The organism is Monashia sp. HAY1-5C (assembly GCF_056755255.1).
Genome location: NZ_JBPGXG010000022.1, coordinates 12,452 through 29,473, shown reverse-complemented (window position 1 = coordinate 29,473; position 17,022 = coordinate 12,452). Strand labels below are relative to the sequence as shown.

The following is a 17,022-nucleotide window of genomic DNA, read 5'->3' as shown; positions in this document are numbered from 1 at the left end:
GGACGCGTCAGCCGGCGTTCCGGGCGTTGCCGCGTCCACGGCGCAGGTAGGTCCAGCCGATCCCGCCGAGCCCGATGCCGGCCACGCACGTCCACGGCCACCAGGAGCGGTCGCCGGAGTGCAGCCCCGGCACGACGAGCACGACGAGCAGGGCCACGACCCACGCCAGCACCCCGGCCTCGACGATCCGCCGCATCGGCACGGGCAGCGGGCGCAGCTGCGACGCGTGCGTCGGCCGGGCGTCGGGCTGGGAGTCGTGCGGGACGTTCTCGTCGGTCACGCGGACAGCCTAGGGTCTGGTCACGCGCACGAAACGCCCCGCCACTAGGGTGTGCGCCATGTCGACCGATACCCACGCCCGCTCGGGCGTCTCCGGGCTCGACGGCTTCTTCCGGATCACCGAGCGCGGGTCGACCCTCGCGCGCGAGATCCGCGGCGGCGTCGTCACCTTCTTCACGATGGCCTACATCGTCGTGCTCAACCCGATCATCCTCTCCGGCGTCGTCGACGGGTCCGGACAGATGATCGGCGGGACCACCGACCTCGGGCAGAGCAAGCTGCTCGTCGCCGTCGGCACCGCCGTGGTCGCGGGCGTCATGTCGATCCTCATGGGACTGGTCGCCAACTTCCCGATCGCGCTCGCGGCCGGTCTCGGCATCAACGGGCTCATCACCGGGATGGTGCTGACGCACTCGGCCGAGAAGATCACGTACGCCGACCTCATGGGCCTGGTCGTCATCGAGGGCGTCATCATCCTCGTGCTCGTGCTCACCGGGTTCCGCAAGGCGGTCTTCAGGGCCATCCCGGCCCCGCTCAAGGTCGCGATCTCGGTGGGCATCGGCCTGTTCATCGCCTACATCGGGGTCATCGACGCCGGCTTCGCGCGCCGTCCGACGACGCCCGGCTCGGTGCCGAGCGAGCTCGGCATCGGCGGCAGCCTCGACGGCTGGCCGACCCTCGTCTTCGTCGTCGGCGTCTTCCTCATCGCGATGCTGCTCATCCGCAAGGTCAAGGGCGCCATCCTCATCGGCATCGTCGGGGCCACCGTCCTCGCGATGGTCCTCGAGGCGATCTTCCACATCGGCCCGCGCGTCTTCAACGACAAGGGTGCGCTGACCAACCCCTCGGCCTGGTCGCTCACCGTGCCCGAGCTGCCCGACTCGGTGACCCAGACCCCCGACCTCGGCATCCTCGGCCAGTTCAGCCTCCTCGGCTCCTTCGAGAAGCTCGGCATCGTCACCGCCGTCATGTTCGTCTTCTCGCTGCTGCTCGCCGACTTCTTCGACACGATGGGTACCGTCGTGGCCATCGGCACCGAGGCACGGCTGCTCGACGCGGACGGCAACCCGCCGCACACCGACCGCATCCTCGTCGTGGACTCCGTCGCGGCGATCGCCGGTGGCGCCGGTGGGGTCAGCAGCAACACGTCTTACATCGAGTCGGCGTCCGGCGTCGAGGAGGGCGCTCGCACCGGCCTCGCGTCGGTCGTGACCGGTGTCCTGTTCCTCCTCGCGACGTTCCTGGCCCCGCTGTTCGCGGTCGTGCCCTCCGAGGCGGCGGCCCCCGCGCTCGTCATCGTCGGCTTCCTCATGATGAGCCAGGTCACGAACATCGACTGGACCGAGATGGAGGTCGCCCTCCCGGCCTTCCTCACCATCGTCCTCATGCCGTTCACGTACAACATCACGGTCGGCATCGGCGCGGGCTTCATCGCCTGGGTCCTCCTCAAGATCGCGAAGGGCCACGCGCGCCAGGTGCACCCGCTGCTGTGGGTCGTCGCCGCCTTCTTCGTCGTCTACTTCGTCAAGACGCCCCTGCAGGGTCTCTTCGGCTGACCCGCGCCCCGCCTGCCTCGCAAGGGCCCCCGCCCACCCGGGCGGGGGCTCTTCGCGTTTCCATGCTCGGCGTGTTCCGGAATAGTTAGCCGAGGTAATGAGTTAGGCTAAGCATCCCACCGAGCATCACGTCCGAAAGCACTCGTTTGCGTACCAAGACCCTTTCCCGCAGCGAGCTCGTCTCGCTGAGCAACGACATCCGCCTCGCGTGCATGCGGATCTCGCGCCGCGTCCGGTTCGAGTCCGACCGCGAGCTGCCGCCGCACCACTTCTCCGTGCTCTGCCGGCTCGAGGACGCCCCGCGCACGAACAGCGAGCTCGCCGAGATCGAGCGCGTCTCCGCCCCGAGCATGAAGCGCACGACCGGTGCCCTCGTCGAGGGCGGCTACGTCGCCCGGGCCGACGACCCCGAGGACGGCCGGCAGGTGATCCTGTCGCTGACCCCGGAGGGCCGCAAGGCCGTGCGCCGCATCCGCCGCCACCGCGACGAGTGGATGCTCGAGCGCTTCGAGGCCCTCACCGACGACGAGAGGGACCTGCTGCAGCGCGCCGCCGTCGTGCTGGCGAAGGTGGCCTCCAAGTGAGCCCCACCTTCCACTCCCTCGGCATCCGCAACTACCGCATCTACGCCTCGGGCGCGATCGTGTCGAACGTCGGCACGTGGATGGGTCGGGTCGCCCAGGACTGGCTGGTCCTCACCGTCCTCACCGACCACTCGGCGACGGCCCTCGGCCTCGTCACGGGCCTGCAGTTCCTGCCGTTCCTGCTCCTCGCGCCCTTCGCGGGGATGCTCGTCGACCGGCTGCCCAAGCGGCGGCTGCTCTTCGGCACCCAGACCGCGCTGCTCGTCACGGCGCTGCTGCTGGCCGTCCTCACCGCGACCGACGTCGTCCAGCTCTGGCACGTCTACGTCCTCGCCCTGCTGCAGGGCGTCGCCACCGCGGTCGACAACCCGGCGCGCCAGACGTTCGTCTCCGAGATGGTCGACGTCGACCACCTGCCCAACGCGGTCGCCCTCAACAGCGCCTCGTTCAACCTCGGGCGGCTCATCGGTCCCGCGGTCGCCGGCGTCGGCATCGCGGCGTTCGGGATCGCCCCGGCACTGTTCGTCAACGCGGCGACGTTCGTCTTCGTCCTCGCCGCCCTCGTGCGGATGAACGCCGCCGAGCTGAGGCCCTCGCCCCTCGCCCGTGGCAAGGGGCAGATCCGCCAGGGCCTGCGCTACGTGCGCGGACGCCCCGACCTCGTGCTCGTCATGGTCCTCGTCTTCGTCCTCGGCACCTTCGGCATGAACTTCCAGGTGACGATGGCGCTCATGGCCACGAAGGTCTTCGACAAGGGCCCCGGCGAGTACGGCCTGCTCGGCTCGATCATGGCCGTCGGGTCGCTGACCGCGGCCCTGCTCTCTGCCCGCCGGGCCCGACCGCGGCTCCGGGTCCTGCTCACCGCGCTCGTCGGGTTCACCGTCTCCACGGCCCTGCTCGCGACCGCCCCGAGCTACGTCCTCTTCGGGCTCTACCTCGTGCCCACCGGCCTGTCCGCCCTCACCGCCCTGACGACGGCCAACGCCATGGTGCAGGTCAGCGTCGACCCCGTCATGCGCGGACGCGTCATGGCCCTCTACATGGCGATCTTCATGGGCGGCACCCCGATCGGGGCGCCCATGATCGGCTGGATCGGAGACGAGTGGGGCGCCCGGTGGACCATCGGCATCGGGACCATCGCCGTCGGGCTGTCCCTGGTGGCGGTGGCCCTGTGGTTCGCACGTCGGCAGAATGTCGCGGTGACCTTCCAGACCCAGTCCCGGCCGCGGTTCCAGATCCGGCTGGCCACGGCGACGCCGTCGGAGGTGCCGACGGCACCCGAGGTGACGCGGTGAACTTCAAGTTCCGCCACCGCATCACCGTCGCGGCGCTCGTGCTGTTCCTCGTCATCGCCGTCATCGCGGCGGTCGTGAACCGCTGACCGGCGCGCACCGTCCGCCCGGATGCCACGCGCGACGGAAGCGGCCGCCCGAGCAGCGGCGGCCGCTTCCGTGTGAGGGGTGACTCGGCCTCAGCCGAGGAGCCCGCCGCCCGGGCAGGTGACCACCTTCTCGTCGAGCACGCAGACGACCTTGGCCGTGAGCGGGTCGAGCACGCGGACCAGGCCGGTGGGGTCGCCGGGCAGCAGCGGCAGGTGCGGCAGGGCCAGGAGCCGCACGATCTCGGCGGGCAGGGTGGCGGCGGGCAGTGGGACGGACGGGACGTCCGGCAGCGGCACCGTCGGCGTCGGGAGCGGTGCCCCCGGCACCTTGGGGACCGGCACGGTGATCGCCGGGCGCGGCTTGGCGGGCGCGGGTGCCGGCGTCGGCCCGGCCGAGGACGACGGCCTCGGGGCGGGACGCGAGGCCGAGGGCGACGGCTTCGCCGAGGGACCCGGTGTGGGACGGGCGCTCGGCGAAGCCGTCGGCTGGTGGGCCGGCGGGCCGGGGTAGGCGAACCCCGACCCGTCCGGGGTGGCGGTTCCCGTGCCGGCGGCCGGACGCGCCGCGGGCAGGGCCCCGACCGGGACGACCGAGACCCCGCGGCGGTACGCGTCGGCGATGGACAGGACGCTGCGCACGTAGCGGTCCGAGTGGTTGTAGCGGAACACGGCGTCGTAGGCGGCGCGGGGGTCGCGCAGGTCGGCGTGCCCCGAGCACAGCATGGCACCCGCCGCGGTCACGGCGTCGGTGAGGTTCTGCGGGTCGGCCACCCCGTCGCCGTTGCCGTCACGACCCATCGAGGCCCACGACGTGGGGATGAACTGCATCGGACCGACGGCCCGGTCGAAGACGCCGTCACGGTCGAGTCGGCCGCCGTCGGTGTCGGTGATGCGCGTCGTGCCACGGCTGCCGTCGAGGGGGATGCCGATGATCCCCGGGCGGGCGACGCCCGACGCGTCGAGCCGGTTGCCGCCGAACTGCGCGTGGTTGCTCTCGACGCGGCCGATGGCGCCGAGCAGCGCCCAGTCGACGCCGCATGCGGGGTCGACGCGGCCGAGCAGCCCGGCGGCGCGCTGGTAGGCCTCGAGAGCCAGGCTCGGGATGCCGTTGGCGTCGAGCCGCACGGGCATGAAGCTGCCCAGGGCGTGCACGGCCTCCTGCGCCGCGCTCGGGACCGCGACGCTCGCGAAGTCGGAGGTGTACGTGTCGTAGACCGGCGGCAGCTGCATCGGGGCCGGTGCGGGACCGGCGTCGGGGTAGTCCGGGCCGGCCGACTGCGTCACGGCCTGGTCGGGCACGGTGAGCGACGTGGGCGACGCGACGGTGTCGGCCCCGGAACGGGCGGCCACGGCGATGACGGTGGCCGCGAGCGCGATGACGGGCAGCGCCGCGGCGACGCGTCGGCTGACGCGACCGGCTCGGACGATGCGGACCATGGTGACTCCTCGAGGACAGCCGCCCCCATTGGCGGTCGGAGGGTCAACGAGTCGGGAGGCGGAAGGTCACGCGTCGTGGTAGGTCGGGACGTGACGAGGGGCCGGTCCGTGCGGGACCGGCCCCTCGTGGTGCGTCGTGTGCTGTATGTCTGTGGGTCGCGCTCGCGGGTCGGGACGTCAGCCGAGCTGGGCCACGACGTGGTCGATGGCCCGGGTCAGCGTCGAGACGTCCTCCGGCTCGACGGCGGGGAACATCGCGACCCGCAGCTGGTTGCGACCGAGCTTGCGGTAGGGCTCGACGTCGACGATGCCGTGGGCGCGCAGCACCGTGGCCACGGCGGCCGCGTCGATGCGCTCGTCGAAGTCGATGGTGCCGACGACCTGCGAGCGGGCGGCCGGGTCGCTGACGTAGGGCGTCGTGTACCCGCTCTGCTCGGCCCACGTGTAGAGGCGCGAGCTGGAGTCGCGGGTGCGCGACGTCGCCCAGTCGAGGCCGCCGTTGCCGAGCATCCAGCGGAGCTGGCTGTTGAGCAGCGCCAGCGTCGAGAGCGCAGGCGTGTTGTACGTCTGGTTCTTCAGCGAGTTGTCGACGGCCGTCGGCAGGCTGAAGAAGTCGGGGACCCAGCGGCCGGTGCCGGCGATCTCCTCGACGCGGGCGAGCGCGGCGGGGGAGAAGGCCGCGAGCCAGAGGCCGCCGTCGGAGGCGAAGCACTTCTGCGGGGCGAAGTAGTAGACGTCGACCTCGGTGATGTCGACCGGCAGGCCGCCGGCGCCGGACGTCGCGTCGACGAGCAGGAGCGCGTCGTCGTCGGCGCCCTCGACGCGCACGACCGGGGCCATGACACCGGTCGAGGTCTCGTTGTGCGGCCAGGCGTAGACGTCGACGCCGGCCTCGGCCCGCGGCGCCGCGAGCGTGCCCGGTTCGGCAGTGATGACGGTCGGCTCGCCGAGGAACGGCGCGGCCTTGGTGACCTTGCCGAACTTGCTCGAGAACTCACCGAACGACAGGTGCTGGGCGCGGTCGCGGACGAGGCCGAAGGCGGCGATGTCCCAGAACGCGGTGGAACCACCGTTGCCGAGGATGATCTCGTAGCCCTCGGGGAGCGAGAAGAGGTCGCGCAGACCCTGCCGCACCTCACCGACGAGGGCCCGGACCGGCGGCTGGCGGTGCGAGGTGCCGAGGACGGTCCGGGCGAGGGACCCGAGGTACTCCACCTGCTCCCTGCGCACCTTCGAGGGCCCCGAGCCGAAGCGTCCGTCGCTCGGCAGCAGCTCGTCGGGGATCGTGATGGTCGGGTTCACGGCGGGTGCTTCGGTCACGTCTGTCTCACCTCGGATGCTGGCCACCACGGGACACGGGCGGCGTCGGCGTCACCCGCCACATTGAACCCCAGGTGCCCACGTACTGGACACCGTTGCCCGATGTGTGGACGCCGCCACTCGCTCACCCACGGGTCCGGGTTCGCGTCAGGAGTGCGCGTCTCCCGCACGAGTGGCGGCTGAACCGCGCACACCTGCGGGGAAGTCGCACTGCTGGCGGCACGGCCCGTCACCGTCCACAGGCCATCCGCGCGGATGCTGCCCACCGCGCCATCATGGCGCGATGGACGTGGAGCAGCTGGCCCAGGGCGACGTCGTCAGCGCCGCACGGCTGTCGGAGGCCGGGCACTCCGACGGCGCGATCGCCGCAGCGGTCCGCGCCGGGCTCCTCGTGCCCCTGCTCCGGGGCTGGTACTCGGTCCGGCCGGCGCGCGACGCGCGAGACCTGCACTGGCTGCGGGCCACGGCCGGGTGGCAGCGCTTCGGAGGCCGCGCGCTGCTCAGCCACCAGTCGCTGCTCGTGGCCCAGAACCTGCCCGACCACGCCCTCGATCTCGGCGTGGTCCACCTGACGAGAAGGGGCCGGGGGACGACCCGCAACGGCAGGGGCCTGAAGATCCACCGGCCCCTCCCCGAGCTGCCGCCGGCCCTGTCCGGTGCCCTGCCGGACCGGGTGCCGACGGCCGTCGGGATCGTCCAGGCCGGCCTCGAAGGTCTGCCCCTCAGCGCTCTCGTGGCCGCGGACGCTGCCCTGCACCGGGCGCTCGTGACGACCGAGCAGCTCGACGCCGCGTGCGGGCTGCTGGCCGGCCGCCGAGGCATCGGCCCGGTCCGGGCGATCCTGCGGGAGGCCGACGACCGCATCGAGTCGCCGGGGGAGAGCATCATCGGTCACCGGCTCCGCGGCCTTGGCTACACGCTCGACCCGCAGTTCGAGGTGACGACCGACCTGGGCCCGCGGTTCGCCGACTTCCGGATCCGCGGGACACGCGTCCTCGTCGAGTTCGACGGTGCGCGGAAGTACGGCGGGCGCGAGGCCGCGTTCGAGGAGAAGCGGCGCGAGGACGCGATGCGTCGCAGGGGCTTCTTCTTCGCCCGGTACGTCTGGAGCGAGCTCGACGACATCCGACTCATCGGCGCGCGGGCCGCGCAGGCGGTCGCCGACTCGCGTCGCTGGGCGGCATGAGCCTGCCCGCGCCGCGATGCGGCTCAGCCCCAGGAGTGCTCGGTTCCTCGAGGGGCGGGGCCTGTGGGCCGCACCATTGAGGGAACCGCGCACTCCTGAGGCAACCGAGCGTCGTCAGCGGACGGTGCCGCCGAGCGACCGCGTGACGTAGCGGCCCGGACGCGCGTCGTAGAGGGACAGGGTCCCGTCGACGGCCCGACCGAAGGCGAGGAAGCCGCCGTCGGAGCGGGTCACGACGTCGGGCGCCGAGGTGAAGGGGGCCGTGGTCCCGGTGAGGACGCTGCCACGCTGCACGACGAGGTGGCCGTCGATGCCGACGCCGACCGCGACCCGCGCGTGCCCGGTGAAGGTGTCGCCGAGCGCCCGGTCCGAGAAGAGGGACAGCGAGTCCCGGCGCATCGTCCACGTCCGGCGACTCGTGCTGCTCGGCAGGAAGAGCGTCTCGTACGTCGCACCGTTGGTGCCACGACCGCTGACGACCGTTCCCCCTGTCGAGGGTGAGGCCGACGCCGAGAGCCCGGAGGTGAAGACGCCACCGGCCCGCAGCCAGGCATGCCAGGCTCGTCCGTCGAAGTGCCGACGCCAGCCGGTGCCGTCGGGGGCCACCGCGAACACGTCGAGCGTCCCGTCACCGAGCGACGACGCGTGCTGGGCGACGACGCGTCCGCCGAGGTTGGTCGCACCCTTGCGGACGCCGCCGACGTACCACGAGTGGACGACCTGGCCGGAGCCGTTGCGGGTCAGCAGGTCGACGCGTCCGGCACGCGAGCTCGTCGCCGACGGAGCATCGGTTGAGGTGACCCACGTGTTGGCCCACGACGCCCACGTCGAACCGTCGTCGGTCGAGCGGGTGAAGCGCACCGAGCCGTCGGCCCCGCGCGCGAAGGCGAGGACCTCGCTTCCGGTGCGTGCGGCCGTGACACCGACGGTCGAGACGAGCTGCCCGGCGCTCCTGCGGGGGACGGTGCCGGTCGGGCGGACCCGGACGATCCGGTCGTTCGTGCCGTTCGACGTCGTGAACCACAGCGAGCCGTCGGGTCCGAGCTGCGTGGCGCGGATGCGTCCGTACCCCTGCGCGACGGCGAGCCGCTCGACGCGGGCCACCTTCCCGGTGCTCGGCGACGGGTTCAGCCGCATGAGGTAGATGCCCTGGCCCTTGAGCAGCCCGACCGCGAGCGCGCCCTGCGACTGCCCCCACGCCGCGCCGCGCAGGAAGGTCGCGCCGCTCGTGGCGACCGTCGGGTCACCCGAGGACCACTGGGCCGTACGCGCCGACGGGAACTTCGACAGGTCGGTCATCGGCGTCGACTCGTCGTACCCGGGGACCGGGTCCCAGCCGTAGTTGCCGCCCCGGACCGACAGGTTGATCTCGTCGTCGACGCTCGTGCCGTGCTCGGCCGACCACAGCTCGCTCGTGCCGGGCCGCAGCGCGAGGCCCTGGACGTTGCGGTGCCCGTAGTTCCACACGTACCGGGCGTTGCCGCCGCGGGAGTAGAAGGGGTTGTCGGTCGGGATCGTCCCGTCCGAACCGACCCGAAGGACCTTGCCGCCCAGGGAGGTCAGGCTCTGCGGGTTGGTGCCGACCGCGGCGTCGCCGGTGCCGACGTAGAGCTTCCCGTCGGTGCCGAAGCGCAGCCGGCAGCCGCTGTGCCGGCCGCTCGTGAGCGGGAGGCCCGTGACGAGCGGCGCGCCGGCGGACACCGCGGTGGTGTCGCTCGTCAGGCGCCACCGCAGCACCCGGACGTCGAGCGGGTTGCCCGCGCCGTCCCGCACCGCCTGGCAGGTGTAGAACCGCTTGTTCGACGCCGCGGCGGGGTCGGCCACCATCCCGAGCAGGCCGCCCTCGCTGTTGACGTAGACCGACGGGAAGCCGGTGATCGCGACGCGACGCGGCGCCGCGCCCTCGCGCTTGGACCACACCTGGCCGCCGCGCAGGTCGTAGAGCATCAGCCCGCCGACCCAGGTGAGGTCCCACGGGTAGGCCAGTCCGGAGACGACCGTCGTCACCTGCAGCTTGGGCGCGGCCGCCGTGGCCGTGGGGGCGGCCGCCGTGGCCGTGGCCGCTGCCGGCGCGACCGGCGACGCGACGGCCGCCGGCGGGCCGGACGCCGTCACCGCGCCGGCGGCGAGGACGACCCCTCCCGCCGCGATGGACGCTCTGACGACCGCACGCCGCACCATGGTGCCTCCCGAGTCTGGGCGCTGTCGGTGTCCTCTTTGCGAGGTTCCTCCCGCCACGGTACGCGCGTCGTCCCGCCCCGGCACCCGGAGGCGCCGGGGCTCAGGCCTCGGTCAGCGGCCGACCTCGGGCGTCCAGCCGGCGACGTCCTCGGGCCGCCGCGGGCCCTCGCCGACGTACCGCGACGACGGACGGATGAGGCGGCCGGTCTGCTTCTGCTCGAGGATGTGCGCCGACCAGCCGGCCGTTCGCGCACACGTGAACATCGGGGTGAACATCTGCGGCGGCACCTCGGCGAAGTCGAGGATGACGGCGGCCCAGAACTCGACGTTGGTGGCGAGGACGCGGTCGGGGCGCCGGGCCTGCAGCTCCTCGAGCGCAGCCTTCTCCAGCGCCGCCGCGACCTCGTAGCGCGGCGCGCCCAGTCGCTCGCACGCGGCGCGGAGGACGCGGGCCCGCGGGTCCTCCGCGCGGTAGACGCGGTGGCCGAAGCCCATGAGCCGCTCGCCCCGGTCGAGGACGCCCCTGACGTACGCCGACGCGTCGCCCTGCTCCTCGACGCCCGAGAGCATGTGCAGGACGCGCGAGGGCGCGCCGCCGTGCAGGGGACCCGACATCGCCCCGACCGCGCCGGAGAGCGCGGCCGCGACGTCGGCGCCCGTCGAGGTGATGACGCGCGCGGTGAACGTCGACGCGTTCATGCCGTGCTCCGCGGCCGACACCCAGTACGCGTCGACGGCCTCCACGTGGCGCGGATCGGGCTCGCCGCGCCAGCGGATCATGAACCGCTCGGTGATGGTGCGGCCGTTGTCGACCTCTCGCTGCGGCACCATCGGCTTGCCGAGCCCGCGCGCCGACTGCCCGACGAACGACAGGGCCATGACGGCGGCCCGGGCCAGGTTGTCGCGGACCTCCTCGGCGTCGATGTCGAGGGTCGGACGGAAGCCCCAGACGGGCGCCAGCATCGCGAGCGCCGACTGGACGTCGACCCGGACGTCGCCGGTGTGGACGGGCAGGGGGTAGGGCTCGGCCGGGGGCAGCCCGGGGTCGAACTCGTTGTCGACGAGCAGGCCCCAGACGTGCCCGAAGTCGACCCGGCCGACGAGGTCGTCGATGTCGACCCCGCGGTAGCGGAGGGCGCCGCCCTCCTTGTCCGGCTCGGCGATCGTCGACTCGAACGCGATGACTCCCTCGAGACCCGGCTTGAAGTCAGGGTCCGGTGTGCTGTCTGCCATGACGGTCCTTGCTGTGCAGGCGGTACCACCGCGGTGTGGAGGCGAGGCAGCGGTCGCGTCGGCCGGGGGCCGTCGGTGAGCACCGGGACCGCTGCGAGACTCACCGTATGCCGTCAGCAGCCGACCAGACCTCCTTTCGCGACGCGGTGTTCACCACACGGGACGCCAACCAGGACGCCGTCCGCTTCGAGGGGACCGACTTCAGCGGCGCTCGCGCGGGCGGGTTCACCTTCCTCGAGTGCACCCTCGTCGACGCGTGCCTCGACGAGGCCCACCTCGAGGCGTCGCGCTGGTCGGAGTGCGAGTGGGACCGCGTCCACGGCGTCGGTGTCGGCCTGCAGGAGGCGAGCCTCGTCGAGACGAGCCTGGACGGCTGCCGGCTCGGCGCGGTGTCGGCGTGGAGCTCGACGTGGCGCGACGTGACCGTGCGCGGCGGCAAGGTCGACTTCCTCAACCTGCGCGGGGCCCGGCTCAAGGACGTCGCCTTCATCGACTGCGTCGTCGTCGAGCTGGACCTGCAGGAGGCCACGGTCGACGGTCTCAGCTTCGAGGGCTGCACCCTCGTCGAGCCCTCGTTCGGCCGCGGGACCTACCGGCGCCTCGACCTGTCCGGCGCCACGCTGCGGTCGCCGCACGGGATCGCCGGGCTCAAGGGGGCGACGCTGTCGCGTCCGCAGGTCATCGACCTGTCCGACGCGCTCGCCGCCGAGCTGGGCATCGTCGTCGCCGACTGAGCCCCGTGCAGGCCCGGGAACGGCGGGGCAGGCGGGGCTGTCAGCCGAGCTGGTTGGGCCTGCCCCGACGCAGCGCCGCGGTGGCGGCGTCCTTGGCGCGTCCCTTGATCCCCACCTTGTCCTGCGGGCGGATCCGCTTGGTGAGGTCGGCCCGCTCGACGAGCGTGGCCAGCGGCAGGTCGGCCGGCGGGTAGACGCCGACCGGCTCGTCGCCGCCGAAGACGACCCAGTGCGCCCGGTCGCCCTTGTAGACCTTGAGGATGCTGCCCTCGGACAGCGACGTCGCGTGCGCCATGGCCTGCCGGCGGGCCTTCTCGCTCGAGACCGCCTTGCCGACGGCCTCCTTGGCCGGTTCCCGCAGGGCCTGCGTCGCGACCCAGATCTGGGGGCCGTACTTGATCCCGAGCCGGACGCCCCGGCCGATCAGCTTGCCCTTGCCTGCCATCGCGCGTCCTCCTCCTGCCCGCCGCCGGGCCGATCGATCGCTCCGCGTGCCGCCGCTGCCTGACTGACGCCCGCCCCGGGCCGTCTGGTCCAAACCCTAGTCTGAGGTCATGCAGACACCCGCCGACCCGTCGTCCCCGGCGGTCCCCGACGCCGACGGCGCCAGGGAGGCCGCCCACCCCGCCGGCGCCGCCGCCAGGGAGGCCGACCACGCCGCCGTCCGCGGCACCGCATCGGGCGCGTCGGACACGTTCGGCGCGGCCGTGCCGCTGCAGGTACGACGCGTCGACTACGCGGGGCAGGGGCTCGACGAGTCGCAGGTGGCCCCCAGCCCGTACGAGCAGGCCCGCGACTGGGTCGACACCGCCGTCCGGGCGGCCGCCGAGCGTGACGACGTCCCCGAGCCGACGGCGCTCTCGGTGGCCACGGTCGACGCGTCCGGTGTGCCGAACGTGCGCACCGTCCTCATGCGGTTCTTCGACGAGCGGGGTCCCGGGTTCGTCACGAACCTCCGGTCGGCCAAGAGCGAGGAGCTGCGGGCCAACCCGCACGTCGCAGCGTCCCTGACGTGGCCGTCGCTGTACCGGGCGATCCGGTTCCGCGGTCGGGCCGAGCTCGTCGGGCGCGCCGAGATCGAGGCGTACTTCTCCACGCGGCCGTACGGGGCCCGGCTGTCGGCCTGGGCCTCGGACCAGTCGCAGCCGGCCGCCGACCGGGCCGAGCTCGAGCGGCGCTGGCGGGAGGCGCTCGACCGGTTCCCCGACACCGGCAGCGACTCGGACGTGCCGGTGCCCGACTTCTGGGGCGGCTGGCGCATCGTCTGCGACGAGGTGGAGTTCTGGGCCGGGCGCGCCAACCGGCTGCACGACCGCATCGTCTTCAGGCGTACCGGCGAGGGCACCCTGGCCGATGCGTCGGCCTGGGCGAGCTCACGGCTCCAGCCGTGACGCGCGTGCCGCAGGAGGGCGGACACGGAACAGGGCGGCCCGGCTGACCGGACCGCCCTGCCTCATTCCTGGGTGCAGGTGGGGACGCGACTATCGCGTGGCCACCTCACACGTTCCGGAAGAGATCACTTCTCGGATCACCTCCTTCCGTTGTCGATGCAACGACCGTACGACCGGCCCGCAGGAGGGGGCAAGGACTTTTCCACCGGCGCGAGGTGACGCTCGCGGGCTCGGTCAGCCGCCGACCTCGGCGTCGGGGGCCACGGCCGTCGCCGGTTCGGGCTCGGTCACCGTTCCGTGACCGCCGCGCCGGCCGGGACCGACGCGGCCCGCGGCACCGGTGCGGCCCACGTCGCCGGCGCCGTTCGCGCCGGGCCCGTCCGCGTCACCGCCCCCGCGCCCGTCGCGCCGGTCGCGCCGGTCGCGCCGGTCCGCGGCGTCGCCCCGCGCCGTTGCCGGTGTGCGCACGAGCCGCAGGCGCGGGGCGGAGGGGACCCGGCGGCCGGCCGCGACGACGACGAGCGCGGCGGCCATCTCGAGGTGCACGGCCCAGGACCACAGCGCCCCGAACAAAACCTGCCCCTGCCGGAAACCGAGCGCGAAGACGACGGCGAAGGTGGCCGCGGCGACGAACCCCACGGTCCACACCCGCGCCCCTGTCAGCCACGGGAACCGGCGCTCGAAGTGGGCCGACTCCTCGGTCGCGAACCGCGGCATGAAGGCGACCCACACGAGCAGCTGGACCGTCTGGAGGAACGCGTACACGGTGAGCAGGCGTAGCCCGAGCGGGCCGGACGCGTCACCGGGCAGCGCCGCCGCGGCGAGCATCGAGCGCCCGTCCCCGACGACGCTGCGCGCGACGCCGGGTTCGCCGGTGAGCCAGCCGTCGACCGTGCCGACGAGGACGAGCGCGGGCACGAGCAGGCCCCACGCCAGCTGCACGCCGCGGAAGAGGCGGCGGTCGCGGACCCGCGGCAGCCGCGCGGCCCAGTCCCAGAGGAAGACGAGCACGACGAGCTGGTGCAGGTGCAGGAGCGCGAACGCGTAGTGGTCGGGCCACACGAGGGAGGCGGCCGCGAGGATGCCGGCGACGGCGTACGCGGCGAGGCGTCGGCGTCCGCGCAGCCCGACCCGGGCGACGAGGGCGACGACGCAGAAGCCCACGACCGCCTCGGCGCGCCGCGCCTGGCTGCCGACGAGGTGCTCGGCCAGCCGGAGCACGCTCGTGCCGGCGAGGAGCACCGCGAGGCCACTCACGACGTCACGGCGCGCGATGACCGGCAGGCGACCCACGAGGTAGCGGACCTCGAGCAGGACGGCGAGCGTCCCGAGCAGGATGAGACCGAAGACCGCGGTGGCCACCGGCGAGGCGAGCGCGACGACGAGGGCGGCGGCCGCAGCCACCGCCAGGGCCCCCGTCGCCCGCTCGCTCGTCGTCATCGGCCCATCGTTCCGTCGCCCGGGATGCCCGGGCCACCCGAGTAACCCGATCGTTAGGGTCCTGTGGCGTGACCGAGACTCAGGGCGACCCGGCGGGCCGTGCCGGGCGCGAACCGGGACGGACCGGGCGCGTTCCCGGCGAGCCCGGCAGCCGCGAGCCCGGCTCTCCCGGCGGGCCCCCGGTCCGGCTGCGCGCCATCGCGCTGTCGGCCTACGGACCGACGCTCCTCGGCTCGACGGGTGCCGGTGCCGTCTCGCCCATCATCGCCGTCTCGGCCCGTGAGATGGGCGCGTCGGTGGGGGTGGCGGCGCTCCTCGTCGGGACGCTCGGCCTCGGCCAGCTGCTCGGCGACCTGCCGTCGGGGGCCCTTGCCGCCCGCATCGGCGAGCGGCGTGCCCTCATGGCAGCCGCGGTCGTGGAGGCGGTCGGCATGGTCGTGGCCGCGCTCGCCGGCACGGTGACGGCGCTGTTCTCCGGGGTGCTCGTCATCGGGCTGGCCGGCTCGCTCTTCGGTCTGGCCCGCCAGGCCTACCTGACCGAGGCGGTGCCGGTGGCGATGCGGGCGCGGGCACTGTCGACGCTCGGCGGGGTGCACCGCATCGGCTACTTCATCGGCCCGTTCGTCGGCTCGCTCGTCATCTCCCGGTGGGGGACCGAGTCGGCCTATGCCGTCGGCGGCGTCGCGAGCGTCGCCGCGTTCGTCCTCGTCCTCGTCGCGCCCGACATCACGGCCGGCCACGACGCCCGGGCGTCGCGGAGCGGTGTCGCGGACGCCGGGACCATCGGGAACAGCGGGACGACCGGGAACAGCGGGAACGCCCGGACCGGCGGGGGCTCCGGGAGCGCCCGGGGCCGGACGCGCGTGCCGCGGTCGGTCGCGTCGGTGCTCCTCGAGCACCGGGACGTCCTGCTGACCCTCGGCACGGGCGCGATGTGCGTGGCCGGAGCCCGAGCCATCCGCGAGGCGCTCGTGCCCCTCTGGGCCGAGTCGGTCGGGTTCAGCCCGGCCCAGACCTCGCTCGTCTTCGGCGTCGCGGGCGCCGTCGACATGCTGCTCTTCTACCCCTCGGGCTGGCTCATGGACCGGTACGGGCGGGTTGCCGCCGCGGTGCCCAGCATGCTCGTGCTCGGTCTGGGCATGGCGCTGCTGCCGCTCGCGACGAGCCTCGTCGCCGTGACCGCGGCCGCGACTGTCCTCGGGGTCGGCAACGGGCTCGGCGCCGGCCTGATCATGACCCTCGGGGCCGACGCCTCGCCGGCCGACGGACGCGCCCAGTTCCTCGGCGGCTGGCGCCTGTGCGCCGACCTGGGAAGGGCCGCGGGCCCGCTGGCGTTGTCCGCGCTGACGGCCGTGCTGTCCCTCGGTGCGTCGGCCGTCGTCCTCGGCGTCGGGGCCGTCCTCGGTGCGGGCTGGCTGCGCATCTGGGTGCCGCGCCACGACCCGACGCGCCCTCTCCGGGGGCGGGCGGCCCGTCCCGGCCCGGACGCGACGCCCGGGGCGTCCTGATTCTGAGAAGGTATGACCGTGACGGACCTGATCGACACCACCGAGATGTACCTGCGCACCATCTTCGAGCTCGAGGAGGAGGGCATCGTCCCCCTGCGCGCACGCATCGCGGAGCGTCTGGGCCACTCGGGCCCGACGGTGTCGCAGACCGTGGCCCGCATGGAGCGCGACGGTCTCGTCGCCGTCTCCGGGGACCGTCACCTCGAGCTGTCCGACCGCGGCCGCCTCATGGCGACCCGCGTCATGCGCAAGCACCGCCTCGCCGAGCGGCTGCTCGTCGACGTCATCGGCCTCGAGTGGGAGTACGCCCACGACGAGGCGTGCCGGTGGGAGCACGTGATGTCCGAGAAGGTCGAGCGCAAGATCCTCGGCCTCATCAAGGGCGGGCTCGAGTCGCCGTACGGCAACCCGATCCCGGGCCTGGACGAGCTGGGTGTGCCCGAGGACGCCGCGCACGGCTTCCTCACCGGCCTCATGTCCCTGACTGCGGCGGCGGGCGACGAGCCCGCGGCCGTGACGATCCGTCGCATCGGCGAGCCGGTGCAGGTCGACCCCGAGGCGCTGGCCCTGCTGACCTCGGCGGGCGTCCTCCCGGGGGCCCGGGTCCGGGTCGTCCGCGAGGAGGGACGCGTGCTGGCCGTGAGCGACGCGGCGGACGCCGGCGAGGGCGTGTCGCTGCCCGACGAGGTCGCGGCGCACGTCTTCTGCCAGGTCGCCTGACGCGAGCCCGGCCGTTGCCCGCCCTGCCCCGCTTTGAGGCCGGACCGGCCCGCACGCCCTCTGTCCCTCGTA

At 73.6% G+C, this 17,022-nt stretch carries 15 protein-coding genes; 8 read left to right on the top strand and 7 right to left on the bottom strand.

The window, feature by feature from the left end; all coding sequences use genetic code 11:
- Positions 1 to 7 precede the first annotated feature (7 nt).
- A complete protein-coding gene (locus ACR9ZK_RS05530; protein WP_481340884.1) occupies positions 8 to 280 on the bottom strand; it encodes a DUF2530 domain-containing protein in 273 nt (90 codons plus the stop codon).
- A gap of 58 nt (positions 281 to 338) precedes the next feature.
- On the opposite strand from ACR9ZK_RS05530, the gene ACR9ZK_RS05525 reads away from it, so the two are divergent.
- The 3 genes from ACR9ZK_RS05525 to ACR9ZK_RS05515 all read left to right on the top strand — a co-directional run bounded on the left by ACR9ZK_RS05525 (position 339) and on the right by ACR9ZK_RS05515 (position 3,714).
- The gene (locus ACR9ZK_RS05525; protein WP_481340883.1) at positions 339 to 1,835 is read left to right on the top strand and encodes an NCS2 family permease; all 1,497 of its coding nucleotides are present in this window, start codon (positions 339 to 341) and stop codon (positions 1,833 to 1,835) included.
- A 146-nt stretch (positions 1,836 to 1,981) separates the two neighbouring features.
- On the top strand, positions 1,982 to 2,419 hold the full coding sequence (locus ACR9ZK_RS05520; RefSeq protein ID WP_481340882.1) for a MarR family winged helix-turn-helix transcriptional regulator: 438 nt from the start codon (positions 1,982 to 1,984) through the stop codon (positions 2,417 to 2,419).
- Positions 2,416 to 3,714: an MFS transporter gene (locus ACR9ZK_RS05515; RefSeq protein WP_481340881.1), complete on the top strand. Its 1,299-nt coding sequence runs from the start codon at positions 2,416 to 2,418 to the stop codon at positions 3,712 to 3,714. The genes ACR9ZK_RS05520 and ACR9ZK_RS05515 overlap by 4 nt, the downstream gene beginning before the upstream one ends.
- A 176-nt stretch (positions 3,715 to 3,890) precedes the next feature.
- Here the strand turns inward: ACR9ZK_RS05515 and ACR9ZK_RS05510 are convergent, their stop codons facing one another.
- Positions 3,891 to 5,237, bottom strand: coding sequence for a lytic transglycosylase domain-containing protein (locus ACR9ZK_RS05510; protein ID WP_481340880.1), 1,347 nt, complete (start codon positions 5,235 to 5,237; stop codon positions 3,891 to 3,893).
- Positions 5,238 to 5,414: 177 nt separating this feature from the next.
- On the bottom strand, positions 5,415 to 6,557 hold the full coding sequence (serC, locus tag ACR9ZK_RS05505) for a phosphoserine transaminase (protein WP_481340879.1): 1,143 nt from the start codon (positions 6,555 to 6,557) through the stop codon (positions 5,415 to 5,417).
- A 283-nt stretch (positions 6,558 to 6,840) separates the two neighbouring features.
- On the opposite strand from serC, the gene ACR9ZK_RS05500 reads away from it, so the two are divergent.
- A complete protein-coding gene (locus ACR9ZK_RS05500; protein ID WP_481340878.1) occupies positions 6,841 to 7,743 on the top strand; it encodes a hypothetical protein in 903 nt (300 codons plus the stop codon).
- Between the two features lie 114 nt (positions 7,744 to 7,857).
- Here the strand turns inward: ACR9ZK_RS05500 and ACR9ZK_RS05495 are convergent, their stop codons facing one another.
- Positions 7,858 to 9,924 (bottom strand): PQQ-dependent sugar dehydrogenase, encoded by a 2,067-nt coding sequence (locus ACR9ZK_RS05495; RefSeq protein WP_481340877.1) that lies wholly within the window; start codon positions 9,922 to 9,924, stop codon positions 7,858 to 7,860.
- A 111-nt stretch (positions 9,925 to 10,035) separates the two neighbouring features.
- Complete coding sequence (locus tag ACR9ZK_RS05490; protein ID WP_481340876.1) at positions 10,036 to 11,157, bottom strand: citrate synthase 2; 1,122 nt, start codon at positions 11,155 to 11,157, stop codon at positions 10,036 to 10,038.
- 107 nt (positions 11,158 to 11,264) lie between these two features.
- Between ACR9ZK_RS05490 and ACR9ZK_RS05485 the strand changes: the two genes are divergently transcribed.
- Complete coding sequence (locus tag ACR9ZK_RS05485) at positions 11,265 to 11,891, top strand: pentapeptide repeat-containing protein (RefSeq protein WP_481340875.1); 627 nt, start codon at positions 11,265 to 11,267, stop codon at positions 11,889 to 11,891.
- Positions 11,892 to 11,931: 40 nt separating this feature from the next.
- Here the strand turns inward: ACR9ZK_RS05485 and ACR9ZK_RS05480 are convergent, their stop codons facing one another.
- Positions 11,932 to 12,336, bottom strand: coding sequence for a hypothetical protein (locus tag ACR9ZK_RS05480; RefSeq protein WP_481340874.1), 405 nt, complete (start codon positions 12,334 to 12,336; stop codon positions 11,932 to 11,934).
- Between the two features lie 109 nt (positions 12,337 to 12,445).
- On the opposite strand from ACR9ZK_RS05480, the gene pdxH reads away from it, so the two are divergent.
- Positions 12,446 to 13,282 carry a pyridoxamine 5'-phosphate oxidase gene (gene pdxH, locus ACR9ZK_RS05475; RefSeq protein ID WP_481340873.1) on the top strand — a complete coding sequence of 279 codons (837 nt, stop codon included), beginning with the start codon at positions 12,446 to 12,448 and terminating at the stop codon, positions 13,280 to 13,282.
- A gap of 234 nt (positions 13,283 to 13,516) precedes the next feature.
- Here the strand turns inward: pdxH and ACR9ZK_RS05470 are convergent, their stop codons facing one another.
- Positions 13,517 to 14,722 carry a hypothetical protein gene (locus ACR9ZK_RS05470; protein ID WP_481340872.1) on the bottom strand — a complete coding sequence of 402 codons (1,206 nt, stop codon included), beginning with the start codon at positions 14,720 to 14,722 and terminating at the stop codon, positions 13,517 to 13,519.
- A gap of 68 nt (positions 14,723 to 14,790) precedes the next feature.
- Between ACR9ZK_RS05470 and ACR9ZK_RS05465 the strand changes: the two genes are divergently transcribed.
- Both ACR9ZK_RS05465 and ACR9ZK_RS05460 read left to right on the top strand, forming a co-directional pair.
- A complete protein-coding gene (locus tag ACR9ZK_RS05465; protein WP_481340871.1) occupies positions 14,791 to 16,230 on the top strand; it encodes an MFS transporter in 1,440 nt (479 codons plus the stop codon).
- Between the two features lie 18 nt (positions 16,231 to 16,248).
- A complete protein-coding gene (locus tag ACR9ZK_RS05460) occupies positions 16,249 to 16,950 on the top strand; it encodes an iron-dependent transcriptional repressor DtxR (RefSeq protein ID WP_481340870.1) in 702 nt (233 codons plus the stop codon).
- Positions 16,951 to 17,022: the final 72 nt, after the last annotated feature.